The organism is Stenotrophomonas sp. YJH_SMC_73, from assembly GCF_059370155.1.
Window position 1 is genome coordinate 89,667 of sequence record NZ_JCAFTJ010000010.1, and the last position, 17,267, is coordinate 106,933.

The window sequence follows — 17,267 nt, forward strand, 5'->3', positions numbered from 1 at the left end:
CGCATTGTACGGCGGCCACAGAGTGCCCGCGTTGCCGGCCAGCGGCCGGCACTACCGAACCGCCTGGGGTTTGCCGGCCAGCGGCCGGCACTACCGATGAATCGGCATGGCCGCCGCGTCCGTGGGAGAGGGGGACGGAGCGACGACGGCCATGCACAGGCGGTCAGGCGGCGAAGTCGAGTACCACGCGGCCCTCAATGGTGCCCGCGTGCATGCGCGCGAACACGTCGTTGATGTTCTCCAGGCGGTCGGTGCTGACCGTGGCCGCGACCTTGCCTTCGGCGGCGAACTGCAGCGACTCCTGCAGGTCCAGCCGGGTGCCGACGATCGAGCCGCGCACGGTGATGCCGTTGAGCACCATGCCGAAGATGTCCAGCGGGAAATTACCGGGCGGCAGTCCGTTGAGCGAGACGGTGCCGCCACGGCGGACCATGCCCAGCGCCTGCTCGAACGCCTTCGGTGAGACCGCCGTGACCAGGGCGCCGTGCGCGCCGCCGATCTCCTTCCTGAGGAAGGCGGCCGGATCGGTGGTGCGCGCGTTCACGGTGATCTGCGCACCCAGCTGCCGGGCCAATGCCAGCTTGTTGTCGTCCACGTCCACCGCAGCCACGTTCAGGCCCATCGCACGGGCGTACTGCACCGCCATGTGGCCCAGGCCACCGATGCCGGAAATCGCCACCCAGTCGCCGGGCTTGGTGTCGGTGACCTTCAGGCCCTTGTAGACGGTCACGCCGGCGCACAGCACCGGTGCGATCTCGACGAAGCCCACGTCCTTCGGAAGCAGGCCGACATAGTTGGCATCGGCCAGTGCGTACTCGGCGAAGCCGCCGTTGACCGAGTAACCGGTATTGCGCTGTGTCTCGCACAGCGTTTCCCAGCCACCCAGGCAGTGTTCGCAATGGCCACACGCCGAGTACAACCAGGGGATGCCGACCCTGTCGCCTTCCTTGACGTGCCCTACCCCGCCTCCCACGGCCACGACGTGCCCCACGCCCTCGTGGCCGGGGATGAACGGCGGGTTCGGTTTCACCGGCCAGTCGCCCTCGGCGGCGTGCAGGTCGGTGTGGCAGACGCCACAGGCCTCGATCCTGACCAGTACCTCGCCCGCCCCCGGGCGTGGTACCGAGACTTCCTCGATCACCAGTGGCTTGCCGAACTCACGCACGACAGCGCCCTTCATGGTCGAATTCATGTTCGGATCTCCGTAGTGCGCTTGCCCACAGAATGACGCCGGCACGAGGCCGGCGCTTTGATCACGATCAAACCTTTGAAGATTCGCGGAGCAGGTTCAGCTGGCCAGCACGGACGCCTCGCGGGCCAGGCGTTCGATCGCCTCCCAGTCGCGGGTCTGCAGCAGTGCCGGGGTGGTCAGCCACGAACCGCCGACGCACAGCACGTTGGGCAGATGCAGGAACTGCGGCGCGGTCTGCGCACTGATGCCGCCGGTCGGGCAGAAGCGCACATCGGCGAACGGACCGTGCCAGGCGGCCAGTAGCGCGGCGCCGCCGGCCTGTACCGCCGGGAAGAACTTGAAGGTGTCCTGGCCATGCTCCAGGCCCAGGATCAGGTCCGAGGCGGTGGCGGCACCGGGCAGGTACGGCAGGTCGGCATCACGCGCGGCCGCATACAACGCCGGCGTGGCACCGGGGGACACCGCGAATCGCGCGCCGGCCTGCTTTGCTGCCTGCATCTGCGCGGCGTCGAGTACGGTGCCGGCACCGATCACCGCGTCCGGCACGGCCTCGACCATCGCCTTGATCGCATCCAGCGCCTGCGGCGTGCGCAGCGTCACCTCGATTACCGGCAGGCCGCCGCGGAACAGTGCCTGGGCGACGTCGACCGCTTCATTCACATCTTCGGGGGTGTACACCGGGATCACCGGTGCCAGCTTCAACAGCGCGCGCAGGCGCGGATCAGCGCTGGACATGGTCTTGCTCCTTGCCCGACGGGGCATCGCGGATCGCCGCCGGGTACGGCAGCGCAGCGGCGCATGATGCCACGTGGCTCACGAAGGTGCTGGCAGCGTCGCCCCGCCCTGCCCCGGTCAGGCCGGGTCGGCCTGCAGCGCCTGGATGCGGCGCTGGTACCAGTCGCCACCGAGCGGATCGAACACCGCCGAGCGCTCCATCTGCGACTCGTACACGTGCACAGAAATCGCCAATGCGTCGTCACTGGCGTTGCGCAGGGTGTGGTACTCGTGCGGCGGGATCAGGCTGCCGGCACTGCCGCAGCCTCCGCGCAGCGTGGCGTGGCGGTGGAAACGCCAGCGCTCGCCGGCGCGCTCCAGCAGCTCGTAACGGGTGATCTCCAGTTCGCCCAACCACACTCCCTCCACACACCACATGGCATCGTGGTCGTGCAGCGGCGTGCCCTGCCCTGGGCCCCAGCTCATGGCGATCACGCTGTAGCCGTGTTCGCGGCTGTGGTACAGCGGACGTCGCGCGTAATGATCACTGACCGGCCGATGCACGCATTCGGGCAATTCGATGCGGCTGTCGGTTATGGCTTCCTGCAGCGCCAGCTGCAGGTCAGCGGTGATGCGCCCGGCATCACCGGCGGTCACCGCCGCGTCGACCGCAGCGATCAACCGGTCGCGGCCACGGAACGGCGGAAACGGAGAGGTCTGCAGGTCCATGCACCTGACTGTAGCGGAGCATGGTTAAGGGAATGTTGGCGTTCGCGCGCGTCGCGTCCGCATTCAGGGTGAACACGCGCAGAAGAACGGTTCAGATGCAGAGGCACTAGAGCAATCACAAGGGAACCTCGCGCAGCAAAACGTGTCGAACACGACGCGATTCAGATCCGCTGCGACGTTCCGCAACTTCGCATCCGACGGGTGCAAGGCTAGAATTCTCCGACTTACCTGGTTCTATACATGTCAGTGCGAAATATGAGCGATGCCGCGTTGCCGGCATCGAAAGGCAAGGCTGCCACGATCAACGACATCGCACGACTGTCGGGAGTTTCCAAGAAAACGGTTTCAAGAATCATCAACAACTCGCCGCTGGTGCGCAAAGACACCCGCGACAAGGTCGAGGCGTTGATGCGCGAGGTCGGTTACGTGCCCGACCCGCTGGCGCGCGGACTCGCGTTCCGCCGCTCCTTCCTGATCGGCCTGGTGTATGACGACCCCGGCGCCCAATGCATTGTCGACCTGCAGCACGGCGCGCTGGAAGCGCTGCGCGGCACCGGCTATGAGCTGGTGGTGCACCCGTGCAACAGCCAGGATCCGGACTGTGCGGACGGCGTGCGCCGTTTCGTGCAGCAGCAGAAACTGCATGGCGTGATCCTCGGCCCGCGCGCCTCCGAATCGATGGCGCTGGCGCAGATGCTCGACGCGATCGACTGCCGCCACATCCGCATCAACGCGCATGCGTCGGAAGAAGACGTGCAGGCGGTGGTCACCCACGATCGCGATGGTGCGGCGGCGGCTGCGGGCTACCTGCTCTCGCTCGGCCACCGCGACATCGCGGTGATTGCCGGTCCCGGTGACCGGCGCGCTGCCCGCGAGCGGACCCACGGCTTCCTTGATCGGCTGGCCCAGGTCGGCGTGACCCTGCCGGGCGAGCGCGTGCTGGAAGCGGGCGACACCTTCGAGTCCGGCGTGCATGCCGCCGAACGCCTGCTGATGGGCGGACAACGCCCCAGTGCGATCTTCACCGGCAACGACGAAATCGCCGCGGGCGTCTACCAGGTGGCATTGCGTGCGGGCATCGCGGTGCCGCAGCAGTTGTCGATCGTCAGCTACGACGACAGCCCGCTGGCGTCGCGCCTGTGGCCGCCGCTGACGTCGGTACGCCGCCACGTCTCCGACATCGGCCGCATGGCTGCCGCGATGCTGGTGCAGACCGACGTACCGGAGGCGCCGGCTGTGGCCAGCGTGCATCCGCAGCTGATGGTGCGCGGTTCCTGCCGGGCCGTGGACGGCTGAGTGTCCTGCCCTCGCCTGCGCCGTCGCGACAGAACGGTGCAGGCAACAACGAAAACGGCGCACCAGGGTGCGCCGTTTCCACTGCGAAGCGGTGTGCGTTACGCGCTTACACGTCGCCGCCGTCGGCCCAGCCTTCACCCGTGCCCTTCTGGAACACGCGGTCGTCGTCCTGCACATCACCGGCCGGCAGATGCGCCTGGTCGGCCAGTGCCGCGTAGATCGGGGTGAAGTCCGGCGACGTCGCCTGCATCAGCTGTTCGAAGCTGTCGATGACGAAGTAGGTCTTCTGGAAGGTGTCGATGCGGTACTTGGTGCGCATGATCCGCTGCAGGTCGAAACCGATGCGGTTGGGCGCGGGCGACTCCAGCGAGTACAGCGACTCGCCCTTCGACGACACGATGCCGGCGCCGTAGATGCGCAGGCCGTCGGGCGTATCGATCAGGCCAAACTCCACCGTGTACCAGTACAGGCGGGTCAGGTTCTGCAGTGCATCCGGGCCGATCGCGTGGGCCTTGACGCCGCCACGGCCGTACGCCTCCATGTAGTCGGCGAACACCGGGTTCATCAGCAGCGGCACGTGGCCAAACAGATCGTGGAACAGGTCCGGTTCGGCGATGTAGTCGATCTGGTCCGGGCGACGGATCCACCAGGTCACCGGGAAACGGCGGTTGGCCAGGTGGTCGAAGAAATCCAGTTCCGGCAGCAGGCCTTCAACGCCGACCAGGGTCCAGCCGGTGGCGGCGCCCAGTACTTCGTTGAGCTGGTCGAAGCGCGGAATCATGTGTGCGCTCATGCCCATCTCGTCCTGCGCGTCCAGGAACTCCTGGCAGGCGCGGCCGACCAGCAGTTCGCGCTGGCGCTGGTACAGCGTGCTCCAGGTGGCGTGGTCGTCGGCGCTGTAGGTGTCCCACGGTTGCTCGACGAGCGCGGTGGTATACACCGGCACGTAGCCCTTGTCGGTCTGCTGGTGTTCGACGCGGCGGGGCTGGGCGAGGTCCATGGGGCACTCCTTGACGGGATACCCACGATGCTAGGGCAGGGCGCGCGCAACAGGGTTGCAAAAGTTGCGTCGATTGGCCTTATTGGCGCAATATCCTTGCGTACTCACCATGTTGCGGGGCAACAATGGCCGGAGAAGTCCAGTTCGATCGCACGGATATACGTCTACTGGCTGAAATCCAGCGGGATGGGCGCGCCACCAACGCCGAGCTGGCGACACGGGTGAACCTCTCGCCCTCGGCCTGCCTGCGCCGCCTGCAGCGGCTGGAAAGCGAGGGCGTGATCGTCGGCTATGGCGCGCGGCTGGAACCGCGCCAGCTGCGCCTGGGCCTGCAGGCTTTCGTGCGCGTGCAGCTGGAAAAGCATGACCAGGCCGCCATCGGCCACTTCGTGGACAGCGTGCAAGCGTGGGACGAGGTGGTGGCCTGCCATGCGCTGACCGGCGACATGGACTACCTGCTGCACGTCTACGTGCGCGACCTGGAGCACTTCTCGCACTTCCTGCTGGACCGGCTGCTCAACGCCGGCGGCGTGGCCGATGCCAATTCCAGCTTCGTGCTGCGAACGGTGAAGGGTTTCCAGGCGTTGCCGTTGTCGCAGCTGGAGCCCTGAGCAGCCACCAGGCGTGCCCGGTGGCCTGGCATCAATGGATCAGCACTTGTCCTTGCGGCCCATCAGCTTGCCCAGGCGCGAGGCTTCCTCGCACTTTGGTGCGGCCACCGGCGCGGGTGCCGCCGCGGCGGCGCGCGCGCGCTGCAACTGCTGGATCTTCGCGCGGATCTGCGGCATGGCCGCCATTGCGGCCTTCTCGCCTTCCAGGATCGCGGTGCCGCGCTGGCTGAAATCGGCGGCGCCGATGTCCAGTACCTTCGGACGGATGACGATGTCGGCGCGCGCCAGCTCCTGCTCGCCCAGGCGCTGGCCCATGATCGAGATGGACTGGTTGACGATGCCCAGCATGTCCGTCGGTGCCTTGCCGCTGGCCTTGCTGGAGATGTCCACGGCGATCACGAAGTCGGCGCCGAGCTGGCGCGCGGCATCCACCGGCACCGGGCTGACCACGCCGCCGTCGATGTAATTGCGGCCGCCGATCTTCACCGGCTCGAACACACCGGGGATGCTGCTCGACGCGCGCACCGCCTGGCCGACGTTGCCGCGCACGAAGATCGCGCGCTCGCCCGTTTCCAGCTGGGTGGCAACGGCGGCGAACGGTTTCTTCAGGCGCTCGGCGGGACGGTTGGCGACCTGCTCGTTGACGTAGTCCTGCAGCTTCTGGCCCTGCACCAGGCCACCGGAGAACAGGCGCACGTCGCGGATGCTGGCTTCGTCCAGCGCGACTGCCTTGCTCTGCATCTGGAAGGCGTCCATGCCGCTGGCATACAGCGCACCGACCACGCTGCCGGCGCTGGTGCCGGAGACCACGGCCGGCTCGAAGCCGTTGGCTTCCAGCATCTTGATCACGCCGATGTGCGCGAAGCCCTTGGCCGCGCCGCCACCGAGGGCGATGCCGATCCTGATCGGCTTGGCCTGCGGCACCACGGTCGGCGCCGGCGGCGGCGTGGGGCGGACCGGGTCGCCACCGCAGCCGGCCAGCAGGCCGATCAGGGCGACGGACAGCAGCATGCGGGGGCGGAACAGGCTCATCGGCAGTGCGCTCGCGGCGCTGGATTCAGGAAAGGGCGCCAGCATACCGAAGCCGTGGCGGGGCGGGCAGGGTGGGGGGAACTCCCTATTCAGCAAAAAAAACGTGAATCGCTTCTGGTGGGTGCGGACCTTGGTCCGCACAAATGCCTGGTCGCGCGCTGAAGGAATGTGCCAACCAAGGTTGGCACCTACCAAATGAGTGGGTCAGAACCGGTTGTCACCATCCAGCATCCGGCCCAGGCCGCCCAGCACCGAGCCTTCGCCGCGGCTCTGGCCGCCGCCCTGCGGTGCGGCCATCCACATGCGGCCGGCCAGGCGCGAGAACGGCAGCGACTGAAGCCAGACCTTGCCGGGGCCGGTCAGCGTGGCCAGGAACACGCCTTCGCCGCCGAACAGCATGCTCTTGATGCCGGCCACCCGGCGCACGTCCATGTCCACGCTGGAGTGGTAGGCCACCACGCAGCCGGTATCCACGTCCAGGCGCTCGCCGGCGGCCAGCTCGCGCTCGATCACGCAGCCACCGGCGTGGATGAACACCCAGCCGTCGCCTTCCAGCTTCTGCATGATGAAGCCCTCGCCGCCGAACAGGCCGGTCATGATCCTGCGCTGGAACTGGACGCCGATCTGCACGCCGCGCGCGCCGGCCAGGAAGCTGTCCTTCTGGCAGATCAGGCGGCCGCCGTGCTGGTCCAGTTTCATCGCCAGCACCGTGCCGGGGTAGGGCGCGGCGAAGGCGACCTTGCCCTTGCCATGGCCGCTCTGGGTGTAGACGGTGGCGAACAGGCTCTCGCCGGTCAGCACACGGCGGCCGGCGGCCATCACCTTGCCCATGAAGCCGCCCTGGTCACCGTTGGCAGCGCCAAACACCGTGTCCATCTGCACCGTGGCGTCCTTGAACATCAAGGCGCCGGCCTCGGCAATGGCGCTCTCGCCGGGGTCGAGCTCGAGCTCCACGAACTGCATTTCATGGCCGACGATGCGGAACTCGATGTCATCGGCGCGGCCGCTGGCGCCGGCGGCGACCGGGACCGGCGGCGGTGTGTTGGGCATGCCCGGGGCTGGAGCCTGCAGCTCGGCCACCTCGGCGATCGGCGTCCACCCGCTCATGCCCTGGCACCATGCCAGGGCGCGTGGATTGGCCTGGGCGTAGCGGCGTGCGGCCCCGTCATCAAGCGGGCCGATTCGCTCGGCCTGGGCGGAGGCATGGAAGTACCACTGGGTCATGGCGGCGGGTCCGTCGCGTGGAAACCCCGAGTCTAGCGAGCGCCCGGGGGTGCCGGCGACGGGGCCATGAACGGCAGGCATTTGCGGCGTAGGTGCTGTATTGCAACAATTATCTGGTAGCGCCGTTTTACCACCCCTCCAAACACAGCCTACCGCCATGTCCCCGACCCGCACTTCCCGTGGCCGATTTCCGGTCGCGCGCCCCCTCGTTGCCGCTCTTTCCGCCCTGCTGCCGCTGGTAGCAGCCGCCCAGGAAACCCCCGCTGCCAAGGATCCGGTTGCCCTCGACGCCCTGCAGGTGACCGCGCAGCGCCGTGTCGAGAACGCCAAGGACGTGCCGGTCGCGCTCTCCGCGATCCAGGGCGAGAAGCTGGATGTGCTCGGTTCGGCCGGCGATGACATCCGTTTCCTGGCCGCACGCGTGCCCAGCCTCAACATCGAGTCGTCCTACGGCCGTGCCTTCCCGCGCTTCTACATCCGCGGCCTGGGCAACACCGACTTCGACCTCAATGCGTCGCAGCCGGTTTCGCTGGTGTACGACGACGTGGTGCAGGAAAGCCCGCTGCTGAAGGGCTTCCCGCTGTTCGACCTGGCCAACGTGGAAGTGCTGCGTGGTCCGCAGGGCACGCTGTTCGGCCGCAACACCCCGGCCGGCGTGGTCAAATTCGATTCGGCGCGTCCGTCGCAGGATGCCGATGGCTACATCCGCGTCGGCTACGGCAGCTACAACAGCTGGAACGTGCAGGGCGCCTACGGCGGCCCGCTGACCGATCGCTGGTCGGCACGCGTCTCGGCGATCTACCAGCGCCGCGATGACTGGGTCGACAACACCCGCGTCGGCGCTCCCAACAGTGGCTTCGAAGGCTATGACGAAGCCGCCGGCCGCGTGCAGTTCCTGTACGAAGGCGATGACTTCGAAGCGCTGTTCAACCTGCACAAGCGCAAGCTCAATGGCACCGCCCGCCTGTTCCGCGCCAACATCATCGAGAAGGGTGGCAACTCGCTGGTCGAGAACTTCGACCGCGACAAGGTGGCCAACGACGGCGTCAACTTCTCCGACCTGAAGACCTGGGGTGGCAGCGCGCGCCTGCAGTGGAACCTCGGCTCGGTGACGCTGCACTCGATCACCGGCTACGAAACCGCCGAATCGCTCAACCGCGGTGACATTGACGGTGGCTACGGCGCGGCGTTCCTTGGCGCCGGCAACTACGGCCCCGGCCTGATTCCGTTCTCGTCGGAGTCGGCTGACGGCCTGCCGCATCACCGCCAGTGGACGCAGGAAGTCCGCATCGAGTCCAACGAGTGGGGCCGCTTCGACTGGCAGGCCGGCGTCTTCTACTTCGATGAAGACGTGACCATCAACAACTTCAACTACGACTCGCTGGCCCCGGGCAATCCGCAGACCGGCCACGTGGTGCAGAACCAGCGCAACAAGGCCTGGGCGGTGTTCGCCTCGGGTGACTTCGATGTCACCGACCGCTTCAAGCTGCGTGCCGGCGTGCGCTACACCCAGGACAAGAAGGACTTCAGCGCCAGCGTGCTGCAGGCCGTTCCGTTCGGCACCCCGGTCAGTGGCCCGTACCTGGCCAACACCGACGTCAACGACGTCAGCTGGGACCTCAGCGGCGTCTACAAGCTGACCGACGACATCAACGCCTATGCCCGTGTGGCCAAGGGCTTCCGCGCGCCGTCGATCCAGGGCCGCCTGGCCTTCGCGCCAGGCCTGTCGCAGGCCGATTCGGAGAAGGTGATCTCGTACGAGGCCGGCATCAAGGCCGACCTGTTCGAGCGCCGCGCGCGCCTGGGCCTGAGCGTGTTCCGCTACAACGTCGATGGCCAGCAGCTGATCGCGGTGGGCGGCAGCAACAACATCGCCACCCTGCTCAACGCCGACAAGACCATCGGCCAGGGCGTCGAGCTGGACCTGGAGGCCTACCTGGCCGACAACGTCCTGCTGACCTTCGGCAGCAGCTACAACGACACCGAGATCAAGGACAAGAACCTGGCGGTGGCGATCTGCGGCGGTGGCTGCACCATCACCGACCCGACCACGGTGATCAACGGCCAGACCTATGCGCTGGTGAACGGCAACCCGCTGCCGCAGGCGCCGAAGTGGATCCACAACGCGACCCTGCGCGTGGGCTTCCCGCTCAGCGATGGCAGCGAGCTGTACGCCTACACCGACTGGGCCTACCGCAGTGCGGTGAACTTCTTCATCTACGAGTCGCCGGAATTCCGCGGCCGTAGTTCGCTGGAAGGCGGCCTGCGCCTGGGCTACAACTGGGATTACGGCCAGTACGACGTGGCGGTGTTCGGTCGCAACCTGACCAACCAGACCCGCGTGGTCGGCGCGATCGACTTCAACAACCTGACCGGCTTCCTCAACGAGCCGCGTACCTGGGGCGTGGAGTTCACCGCGAAGTTCTGATGCGGTGGCTGCGTTGATGCAATGCAGAAGGGCCGGCGCAATGCCGGCCCTTCTGGTTTCCTGCTTCGTGTAGAGCCGAGCCTGCGCTCGGCTGCTCTGAGCCGAGCATGGCTCGGCTCTACAGAGGCGTGGCCTACAGCGCGCTCTGCGGGCGCACCTTCAGCACCGCATTCTCGGTGGCGCAGTCGCGGCTGGAGTGCCGACCGGCCTTGCGCGCCGCCTCGATCTCCTTGCGTGCGGCCAGCAGGTCCTTGTTGAAGGCAGCGTTGTCATGCAGGCGGGCCACGGCGGCCGCGCCCATGAAGCGGCCTTCGAGGATGTCGCTCTGCCAGTGCACGTTGCACACCAGGCGGCTCTCGCCGTAGTTGCGGCCGCGGGCCTGGATGGCATCGGCGCGGTCCGGCGCGATCTCCGACAGGATCAGGGCCCAGGCCCAGCCGATCGAGGTGTGGCCGGACGGATAGGAACCGTTCTTGCGCAGGCCGTCCTCGTCCTTCGGCGAGCAGGTCGGCTCACCGTTGACCATGAACGGGCGCGGGCGCTGGTAGTGGTTCTTGGCCGCCTTGGTGGCGGCGCTGGCGTCGATCCGGCTGCGCTCCAGCAGTCGGTACAGCGCCGGGGTCTTCACTGCATCGACGTCGATGTCGGCGGCGCAGGAGAAGTGGTTGGCGCCTTCGGGGAAGCCGAGTTCCGCATCGACGCCGGCCTGGGCGAAGCGCGGGCTGCCACGCAGCGCGCGGGCTTCACGGCTGACCTGTTCGTCCAGGGCGAGGGCGGCCGAACCGGCCGCCGGTGGTGCCGGCACCAGGTCCAGGCTGGCCGGAACCGCGCTCGTGTCCAGATAGCCCACCGCCTTGGTGGTGATGTTGGCTTCGACGGCGGTCGGCTTGCTGGCGGTGGCTGCGCAGCCAGCCAGGACCGCGACAACGGTGAGACCGAGCAGTGGGCGGGCGGTGTGGGAAATCAGCGACATGGACGGCTCCAGAGGAAAAACATCGCGTCATGATCGCAGCCCGTATGCGACACCGCAGTGGCCATCGGTCATACGGCCAGACCCGGCATGGTCATCGGGGCAGTATGAAAAACGTCATCGAGTGTCGTCAGTCTCCTGAATCCGGGCGCAGCGCACGGACTTTCACGCGCCTGCGCCGCGAGCATCGACACAACGGGGTCGAGAGGCCGTCCAGTTCCAGCCGGGTCGGGGGGATCCACTGACAGAGGGAGAGACGCGATGCGCAGCACCGCAACAGGAAGTACCGTCCTGGCCCTGCTCCTCGGGCTGGCAACCGCCCCGGCGCAGGCCGCCGACGTGGTCGGCGTGGCCTTCGTGCATGGCACCGGCGCGCAGACCAATGCCACCCAGGACTACTGGCAGCCGGCGATCATCGACACCGTGCGCCAGGGTCTGCCGAACAGCAGCAACTACGTCGTCATCAACTGTGACTTCACCCAGTACATGTGGAAACCGGAAGCGGCCGGTTGCCTGGCCAACCAGCTGACCGGCTTCATCGACAGCCGTGGCATCACCCAGCTGGTGGTGATCACCCACTCCAACGGCGGCAACGTCATGCGCTGGATCCTGTCCAACCCGACCTACGACAGCCGCTATCCGAAGATCATCCGCACGGTGCGCAAGGTCAATGCGCTGGCTCCGTCCTCGGCCGGTACACCGCTGGCCGATGCAGTGCTCAACGGCAATACCTTCGAAACGTCGCTGGGCTGGCTGCTGGGCTACAAGAACGACGCGGTACGCCAGCAGCAGGTGGCAAGCATGGCCACCTACAACGCGCAGAACCTGTACGGCACGGCCGGTCGCCCGGCGCTGCCCAAACCGTTCCGTGCGGTGGTCGGCAGCGATGTGGAATCGGCGGTGTGGGACAGCAACAGTTACTGCGGTGGCTACGCCGCCAATGTCGGCCTGGAGTTCACCCAGAACTGGCTGTCGTCCTGCTCCGATGGCTTCCTGGAGTGCAGCAGCCAGAAGGCTGCCGGCACCACCTGGTTCACCGACAAGGCACGCACCCAGGGCGCCGAACCACTCAGCCACAACCAGAGCCGGCGCGAGTGCTTCGGCCTCGGCACCCTGCTGCGCAACGACCTGAACCAGTGAGGGAGATGACCATGACGAACCATTCCACCCTGCTGGCCAGTGCTTTGCTGGCCGTGCTGTCCCTTTCCGCAGCGCAGGCCGCGCAGCCGCTGCAGGCCGCCCGCGCGGGCGATCAGGTGCCTGCCGCACTGGTGGCCGCGCCGCTGCCCGCCGATGAAAGCGAGCACGCGCCGCTGTCCTTTGCCTGGGCGCTGGACCCGGCACAACCGCTGCAGGCGGCCACGCCGTATGCCTCGGTCAGCCGCAGCTACTGGCAGCAGGTCGATGGCACGCAGCTGCAACGCGGCCTGGACCTGCCGCTGACGGCGCCCGATGCGGTGATCCAGCTGAGCCCGGCCGCAGGTGCCCGCGCGCTGCCTGCCAACACCCTGCAGGTGCGCGACCCGGCCGGCCGCAGCAGCGTGGCCCGCAGTGTCGATGCGCGCGCGCTGCAGGATGCCGGCATGCCGGTGAGTGATGGCAGCAGCATGCTGCGCACCGGCGCGACCAGTTCGGCCGGTGCGTACACGCTGCAGAGCACGCAGGCGCAGGGCCGCTATGTGGTGCAGGTGCTTGAGCCGAACAGCCCGCTGCGGCTGGAAGTGCAGGCCAACCAGGCGCAGGTGCTGGCTGGTGGCAACGTGCAGCTGCAGGCACGCCTGCTGGAAGACGGCGCCACCACCGCGCAGCTGGCATCGCGCCGTGGCGGCCTGGGCGGTGAAGCCCTGCTGGTCGCACCGGATGGCCGCAGCTGGCCGCAGCGCCTGCTGCGCACCACCGACGGCAGCCTGCGCGCGCAGGTGCGCATCCCCGCCGATCTCGGCAGCGTGCAGGGGCTGTGGGAACTGCAGGTGTTCGCCCAGGCCGATGGCGTGCTGCGCGACGGCAAGGTGGCTTTCGCGGTGGCACGGCCGACCGCGCGCTTCAGTGGCCAGGCGGCACCGGACCCGTCCAGCCGCCAGGTGGCACTGCCGCTGCAGGTGGCCGCCGCTGGCCGCTACGAAGCACGCGGCACGCTGTACGCCACGGCCCGCGATGGCCAGTTGAAGCCGGTCGCGCAGGCACATGCGGCGGCGTGGTTCGATGGCCCCGGTGCAGGCCAGCTGGTGCTGCCGTTCGACCAGGCCGCATTGCCGGCCGGTTTCGGTGCGCCGTACGAACTGCGCGACCTGCAGCTGCAGGACCAGAGCCGGATGGCACCGATCGAGTCGCGCGCGCTGGCGTTGCGGTTCTGAGCACGGCGGTGGCGGGCCGGGATATCCGGCCCGCTGCATTGCATCCTGTAGAGCCGAGCCGATGCCCGGCTACTGTTTGTCGTGATCAGGAGCAGCCGAGCATCGGCTCGGCTCTACAGTGGCATGTCGATCACCCCGCGTACGCGGTCAGCCGGCCTTCCTGCTCGCATACGGTGATCGCGCCGCCGAACACCGCCGACAGCGGTTCGTTGCGCAGCAGCTCGGCGCGGGTGCCGTCGGCCAGTACGCGACCATCGCGCAGCAGCACCACGCGCTCGATCTCGGGAATGATCTCTTCGATGTGGTGGGTCACCAGCACCAGGGTGATGCCCTGCTGCGCCAGCACCCGCATGGTCGCCACCAGCTGCTCGCGGGCGACCAGGTCCAGCCCGGTGGAGGGTTCGTCCAGCAGCAGTGCCTGCGGTCGATTGACCAGCGCGCGGGCGATCAGCACGCGGCGGGTCTCGCCGGCCGACAGCTCGGCATAGGCGCGCTCGCGCAGCGTCAGGGCGCCGGTCATCGCCAGCGTTTCACCGACGCGTGCACGCATGTCGGCGGTCACCTCGCGGAAGGCCGGCACCACGTAGCTGGCGAAGAAGCCGGACAGCACCGCCTGTTCCACGGTCAGGCCGGGCATGTCGGCCAGGTTGCTGCTGAGGTCGCCGGTGACGATGCCCAGCTGCGAGCGCAGCCGGTCCACCTGCCAGCGGTTCTGGCCCAGCACCTTCACCGCCACCGTGCCGTCACCCTGGGCCAGTGGATACAGTTCGCGGGTGATCAGCTTGATGAAGGTGGATTTGCCGCAGCCGTTGGGGCCGAGCAGGGCGGTGTGCTGGCCCTGCGCGATGCGCAGGCTGAGCCCGTGCAGCACCTTCACCTGGCCGCGCACCACGGTGGCGCGGTCCAGTTCGATCAAGGGGGGCAGCTCCGCGACGGGCGGGGCGGCGGTCATGGCGCTGGCGCGTGGATCAAGGCTCGACAACTCAGGTCCCCAACTGTGAACGGTGCCACGGATGGCGATGCGATACATCGCCGCAGGGATGCAGTTTGCAACGCAAGCGGCCATCATGTCTGCCATCCCCGCGTCGATCCGGAGAGCCGTCATGCCTGATGCCCTGATGTCCCTGTTGACAGGTGGTGTGCTCGGCCTGGGGTGGTGGGCCATGCTGGCAGTGCTGCTGGTCTTCACCCAGATCACCATCTTCTCGGTGACCCTGTACCTGCACCGCAGCCAGGCCCATCGCGGGGTCGATTTCCACCCGGCGCTGGCCCACGTGTTCCGTTTCTGGCTGTGGCTGACCACCTCGATGATCACCCGCGAGTGGGTGGCCATCCATCGCAAGCACCACGCCAAGGTGGAGACCGAGGACGACCCGCACAGCCCGGTCACCCGCGGCATCGGCAGGGTGTTCTGGCACGGCGTGGAGCTGTACCGGGAGGCACGCGGCATGCGCGCGGACATCGAACAGTACGGGCGCGGTACCCCGGACGATGCGATCGAGCGCCACCTGTATACCCCGCACGCCACGCTGGGCCCGGTGCTGCTGCTGGTGATCAACAGCGTGCTGTTCGGCCTGCCCGGCGTGGCCCTGTGGGCGATCCAGATGGCATGGATCCCGTTCTGGGCGGCCGGTGTGGTCAACGGCCTGGGCCACTGGTGGGGCTACCGCAACTACGAGTCTGCCGATACCTCCACCAATCTCACGCCGTGGGGGTTCTGGATCGGTGGCGAGGAGCTGCACAACAACCACCATGCCTTCCCCAGCTCGGCGCGCTTCGCGATGCGGCGCTGGGAATTCGACATCGGCTGGAGTGCGATCCGCCTGCTGCAGGCGCTGCGCCTGGCCAAGGTGCTGCGGGTGGCACCGGCCATGGACGTGCGTCCGAACATCGCCGTGCCCGATGCCGAGACCCTGAAGGCGCTGCTGTCGCACCGGTTCCAGGCGATGACGGACTACCAGCGCAATGTGTTCATGCCGGCCCTGCGCGAGGAAGCCGCCCAGGCCGGAGCCAAGCTGCGCCGCCTGCTGCCGCGCCGGCTGCGCCGTGGACTGGTCAACGATGGTCGCTGGCTGAAGCCGGACAGCCGTGCCCAGCTCAGCGCATGGGTGGCACAGCGCCCGCGCATCCGCACCCTGGTCGAGTACCGCGCGCGGCTGGCGGCGTTGCTGGAAGCCCGAGGCCACGACGCCGCCGAGCGCCTGCACCAGTTGCAGGCGTGGTGCCGCGAGGCCGAGGAAAGCGGTATCGCGGCGTTGCAGGCCTACGCCGCACGCTTGAAGGGCTACAGCCTGGTGGGCGCGTGAGGGCAGGGTACGGGCTTCTGCTGGCGGCACTGCTGCCGGGCGCGGCGCTGGCCCAGGTCACCGACACCGCCAGCTATCTGCAGCGGATGGACAGCGATGGCGACGGCAGGGTCAGCGAGGCCGAGTACGTGCAGTGGATGCTGTATGCCTTCGACCGCATGGACCGCAACGGTGATGGTGTGCTGACGGCCGAGGAGCTGCCCGGTGGCAAGGGCAGGGCGATCAGCCGCGAGCAGCAGCGGCAGGTGATCGTGCAGCGCTTCCACAAGCAGGATGCCAACGGTGATGGTTTCCTGGACGCGCGCGAACTGGCGGCGCCTCCGCGCTAAAGATTCCCGGCGTGCTGCCGATGGTGGGTTCGACGCGATCCCGGGTACCGGTCGATCCGCACGGGTAAGGCGATCTGGCATGTCGACCGCGATGGATCGCGGTAGGGGGAAGGACATGGAAGGGAGTGCGGTGCCATTGCGATGATCGATGCCGAACGGAATCGCCTGCACTGGCCCGACACGACCCAAGGATCCCCCATGAAATCGAACCCACCCCTGCTGGCGGCCGCGCTGCTCGGCAGCCTCGTCATCGCCTCGCCTGTGCTGGCCAATGAGCCACCCCCGACCGCCCCGTCCGACACGGCGACGGCTGCAGACGTTCCCGCCGCTGATGCCGGCGTTGTCGCCGCCGTGGCGGAGCTGCCTGCCTGGGAAAGCCGGGTGCCGGTGAGCGTAAAGCTGCAGATGGGCGCGGATGGCCAGCCAGTCGGCGACAAGACGCTGCGCCTGGTGCAGCGTTCCACCACCGGCAAGCTGGTGGCCGCGCAGGTTGCCGTGTCATTGTTTTCCGGCACGCTCGGCGGCAGCTCGTTCAAGAAGGACCAGCTGAAGGGAACCCGGGTGGAGACCGTTCCGAACCCGGCCTTCGGTTACCTGCAGGACCAGGTGCGCATGCGCCTGGCCGAGTACTTCACCGCGCATCCGGGCGCTGTGCCGGCAGAGGTACGGCCGGTGCAGATCACCGCCGATGGCTTCACCCTGATCTACAAGGAACTGGGCGATGCCGATACCCAGTACGAGCTGCGCCAGACCCAGCACGTCGGCTTCCCGTATACCCGCAAGCTGTTGCGCCTGGTCGGTGGCGAAGGCGTGCAGTGCCAGGTCGACGCACCGGTGGCCGCACCCCTGGAAGCCTGGCAGGCCGACGACTATGCGTTGGTCAAGCAGACGGCCGAGCGCTACAGCGACCAGTGCCTGGCCCGGTTCGTGGAAACGCTGCCGTCGCTGTTCCCGGACCGTTCCGCCGCTGCGGCACCGGTTCCGGCGGAGCCTGTGCGCGCCGGCCAGGGCGCCTGACACCGGTCGATGCCGGGGATCATTCCCCGGCATCGACGGCCAGGTGCCGGCCGCAGAGCGGGGAT

16 protein-coding genes are annotated in these 17,267 nt (G+C 67.9%); 8 read left to right on the forward strand and 8 right to left on the reverse strand.

Features of this window, described 5'->3' with window-relative positions:
• Window positions 1–163 precede the first annotated feature (163 nt).
• The 3 genes from adhP to AC5P8R_RS16280 form a co-directional block, all read right to left on the reverse strand.
• Entirely contained in the window at window positions 164–1,192 is a 1,029-nt protein-coding gene (adhP, locus tag AC5P8R_RS16270; protein WP_495223631.1) for an alcohol dehydrogenase AdhP, read from the reverse strand.
• A gap of 96 nt (window positions 1,193–1,288) precedes the next feature.
• A complete protein-coding gene (gene eda / locus AC5P8R_RS16275; protein ID WP_014645424.1) occupies window positions 1,289–1,927 on the reverse strand; it encodes a bifunctional 4-hydroxy-2-oxoglutarate aldolase/2-dehydro-3-deoxy-phosphogluconate aldolase in 639 nt (212 codons plus the stop codon).
• A 117-nt stretch (window positions 1,928–2,044) separates the two neighbouring features.
• A complete protein-coding gene (locus tag AC5P8R_RS16280) occupies window positions 2,045–2,635 on the reverse strand; it encodes a cysteine dioxygenase family protein (RefSeq protein WP_014645425.1) in 591 nt (196 codons plus the stop codon).
• 240 nt (window positions 2,636–2,875) lie between these two features.
• On the opposite strand from AC5P8R_RS16280, the gene AC5P8R_RS16285 reads away from it, so the two are divergent.
• Entirely contained in the window at window positions 2,876–3,931 is a 1,056-nt protein-coding gene (locus tag AC5P8R_RS16285) for a LacI family DNA-binding transcriptional regulator (protein ID WP_032958408.1), read from the forward strand.
• A 106-nt stretch (window positions 3,932–4,037) separates the two neighbouring features.
• On the opposite strand, the gene phhA is transcribed toward AC5P8R_RS16285, so the two are convergent.
• Window positions 4,038–4,931: a phenylalanine 4-monooxygenase gene (phhA, locus tag AC5P8R_RS16290; protein WP_014645427.1), complete on the reverse strand. Its 894-nt coding sequence runs from the start codon at window positions 4,929–4,931 to the stop codon at window positions 4,038–4,040.
• A gap of 125 nt (window positions 4,932–5,056) precedes the next feature.
• Here phhA and AC5P8R_RS16295 point away from each other — a divergent pair, with 125 nt between their 5' ends.
• Window positions 5,057–5,542 (forward strand): Lrp/AsnC family transcriptional regulator, encoded by a 486-nt coding sequence (locus tag AC5P8R_RS16295; protein ID WP_014645428.1) that lies wholly within the window; start codon window positions 5,057–5,059, stop codon window positions 5,540–5,542.
• Window positions 5,543–5,581: 39 nt separating this feature from the next.
• On the opposite strand, the gene AC5P8R_RS16300 is transcribed toward AC5P8R_RS16295, so the two are convergent.
• Both AC5P8R_RS16300 and AC5P8R_RS16305 read right to left on the reverse strand, forming a co-directional pair.
• Entirely contained in the window at window positions 5,582–6,574 is a 993-nt protein-coding gene (locus tag AC5P8R_RS16300) for a patatin-like phospholipase family protein (RefSeq protein WP_032958418.1), read from the reverse strand.
• 204 nt (window positions 6,575–6,778) lie between these two features.
• The gene (locus AC5P8R_RS16305) at window positions 6,779–7,798 is read right to left on the reverse strand and encodes a TIGR00266 family protein (RefSeq protein ID WP_164077262.1); all 1,020 of its coding nucleotides are present in this window, start codon (window positions 7,796–7,798) and stop codon (window positions 6,779–6,781) included.
• 157 nt (window positions 7,799–7,955) lie between these two features.
• Here AC5P8R_RS16305 and AC5P8R_RS16310 point away from each other — a divergent pair, with 157 nt between their 5' ends.
• On the forward strand, window positions 7,956–10,226 hold the full coding sequence (locus AC5P8R_RS16310) for a TonB-dependent receptor (protein ID WP_495223632.1): 2,271 nt from the start codon (window positions 7,956–7,958) through the stop codon (window positions 10,224–10,226).
• 133 nt (window positions 10,227–10,359) lie between these two features.
• Here the strand turns inward: AC5P8R_RS16310 and AC5P8R_RS16315 are convergent, their stop codons facing one another.
• Window positions 10,360–11,199: an acid phosphatase gene (locus tag AC5P8R_RS16315; RefSeq protein WP_049408886.1), complete on the reverse strand. Its 840-nt coding sequence runs from the start codon at window positions 11,197–11,199 to the stop codon at window positions 10,360–10,362.
• Between the two features lie 258 nt (window positions 11,200–11,457).
• Between AC5P8R_RS16315 and AC5P8R_RS16320 the strand changes: the two genes are divergently transcribed.
• Complete coding sequence (locus AC5P8R_RS16320; RefSeq protein ID WP_032962353.1) at window positions 11,458–12,336, forward strand: hypothetical protein; 879 nt, start codon at window positions 11,458–11,460, stop codon at window positions 12,334–12,336.
• Window positions 12,337–12,347: 11 nt separating this feature from the next.
• Complete coding sequence (locus tag AC5P8R_RS16325) at window positions 12,348–13,550, forward strand: DUF4785 domain-containing protein (protein WP_046427650.1); 1,203 nt, start codon at window positions 12,348–12,350, stop codon at window positions 13,548–13,550.
• 130 nt (window positions 13,551–13,680) lie between these two features.
• On the opposite strand, the gene AC5P8R_RS16330 is transcribed toward AC5P8R_RS16325, so the two are convergent.
• Window positions 13,681–14,502 (reverse strand): ABC transporter ATP-binding protein, encoded by an 822-nt coding sequence (locus AC5P8R_RS16330; protein ID WP_032962356.1) that lies wholly within the window; start codon window positions 14,500–14,502, stop codon window positions 13,681–13,683.
• A 151-nt stretch (window positions 14,503–14,653) separates the two neighbouring features.
• Between AC5P8R_RS16330 and AC5P8R_RS16335 the strand changes: the two genes are divergently transcribed.
• The 3 genes from AC5P8R_RS16335 (at window position 14,654) to AC5P8R_RS16345 (ending at window position 17,202) form a co-directional block, all read left to right on the forward strand.
• Window positions 14,654–15,856: a DesA family fatty acid desaturase gene (locus AC5P8R_RS16335; RefSeq protein WP_014645436.1), complete on the forward strand. Its 1,203-nt coding sequence runs from the start codon at window positions 14,654–14,656 to the stop codon at window positions 15,854–15,856.
• Window positions 15,853–16,185 (forward strand): EF-hand domain-containing protein, encoded by a 333-nt coding sequence (locus AC5P8R_RS16340; protein WP_014645437.1) that lies wholly within the window; start codon window positions 15,853–15,855, stop codon window positions 16,183–16,185. The genes AC5P8R_RS16335 and AC5P8R_RS16340 overlap by 4 nt, the downstream gene beginning before the upstream one ends.
• Window positions 16,186–16,383: 198 nt before the next feature.
• Entirely contained in the window at window positions 16,384–17,202 is an 819-nt protein-coding gene (locus AC5P8R_RS16345) for a hypothetical protein (protein WP_014645438.1), read from the forward strand.
• Window positions 17,203–17,267 lie beyond the last annotated feature (65 nt).

What these genes read in the sequence shown, in the direction of transcription:
- adhP (WP_495223631.1), bottom strand. Translation starts at nt 1,192, where the DNA reads ATGAATTCGACCATGAAGGGCGCTGTCGTGCGTGAGTTCGGCAAGCCA.
- eda (WP_014645424.1), bottom strand. Translation starts at nt 1,927, where the DNA reads ATGTCCAGCGCTGATCCGCGCCTGCGCGCGCTGTTGAAGCTGGCACCG.
- AC5P8R_RS16280 (WP_014645425.1), bottom strand. Translation starts at nt 2,635, where the DNA reads ATGGACCTGCAGACCTCTCCGTTTCCGCCGTTCCGTGGCCGCGACCGG.
- AC5P8R_RS16285 (WP_032958408.1), top strand. Translation starts at nt 2,876, where the DNA reads ATGTCAGTGCGAAATATGAGCGATGCCGCGTTGCCGGCATCGAAAGGC.
- phhA (WP_014645427.1), bottom strand. Translation starts at nt 4,931, where the DNA reads ATGGACCTCGCCCAGCCCCGCCGCGTCGAACACCAGCAGACCGACAAG.
- AC5P8R_RS16295 (WP_014645428.1), top strand. Translation starts at nt 5,057, where the DNA reads ATGGCCGGAGAAGTCCAGTTCGATCGCACGGATATACGTCTACTGGCT.
- AC5P8R_RS16300 (WP_032958418.1), bottom strand. Translation starts at nt 6,574, where the DNA reads ATGAGCCTGTTCCGCCCCCGCATGCTGCTGTCCGTCGCCCTGATCGGC.
- AC5P8R_RS16305 (WP_164077262.1), bottom strand. Translation starts at nt 7,798, where the DNA reads ATGACCCAGTGGTACTTCCATGCCTCCGCCCAGGCCGAGCGAATCGGC.
- AC5P8R_RS16310 (WP_495223632.1), top strand. Translation starts at nt 7,956, where the DNA reads ATGTCCCCGACCCGCACTTCCCGTGGCCGATTTCCGGTCGCGCGCCCC.
- AC5P8R_RS16315 (WP_049408886.1), bottom strand. Translation starts at nt 11,199, where the DNA reads ATGTCGCTGATTTCCCACACCGCCCGCCCACTGCTCGGTCTCACCGTT.
- AC5P8R_RS16320 (WP_032962353.1), top strand. Translation starts at nt 11,458, where the DNA reads ATGCGCAGCACCGCAACAGGAAGTACCGTCCTGGCCCTGCTCCTCGGG.
- AC5P8R_RS16325 (WP_046427650.1), top strand. Translation starts at nt 12,348, where the DNA reads ATGACGAACCATTCCACCCTGCTGGCCAGTGCTTTGCTGGCCGTGCTG.
- AC5P8R_RS16330 (WP_032962356.1), bottom strand. Translation starts at nt 14,502, where the DNA reads ATGACCGCCGCCCCGCCCGTCGCGGAGCTGCCCCCCTTGATCGAACTG.
- AC5P8R_RS16335 (WP_014645436.1), top strand. Translation starts at nt 14,654, where the DNA reads ATGCCTGATGCCCTGATGTCCCTGTTGACAGGTGGTGTGCTCGGCCTG.
- AC5P8R_RS16345 (WP_014645438.1), top strand. Translation starts at nt 16,384, where the DNA reads ATGAAATCGAACCCACCCCTGCTGGCGGCCGCGCTGCTCGGCAGCCTC.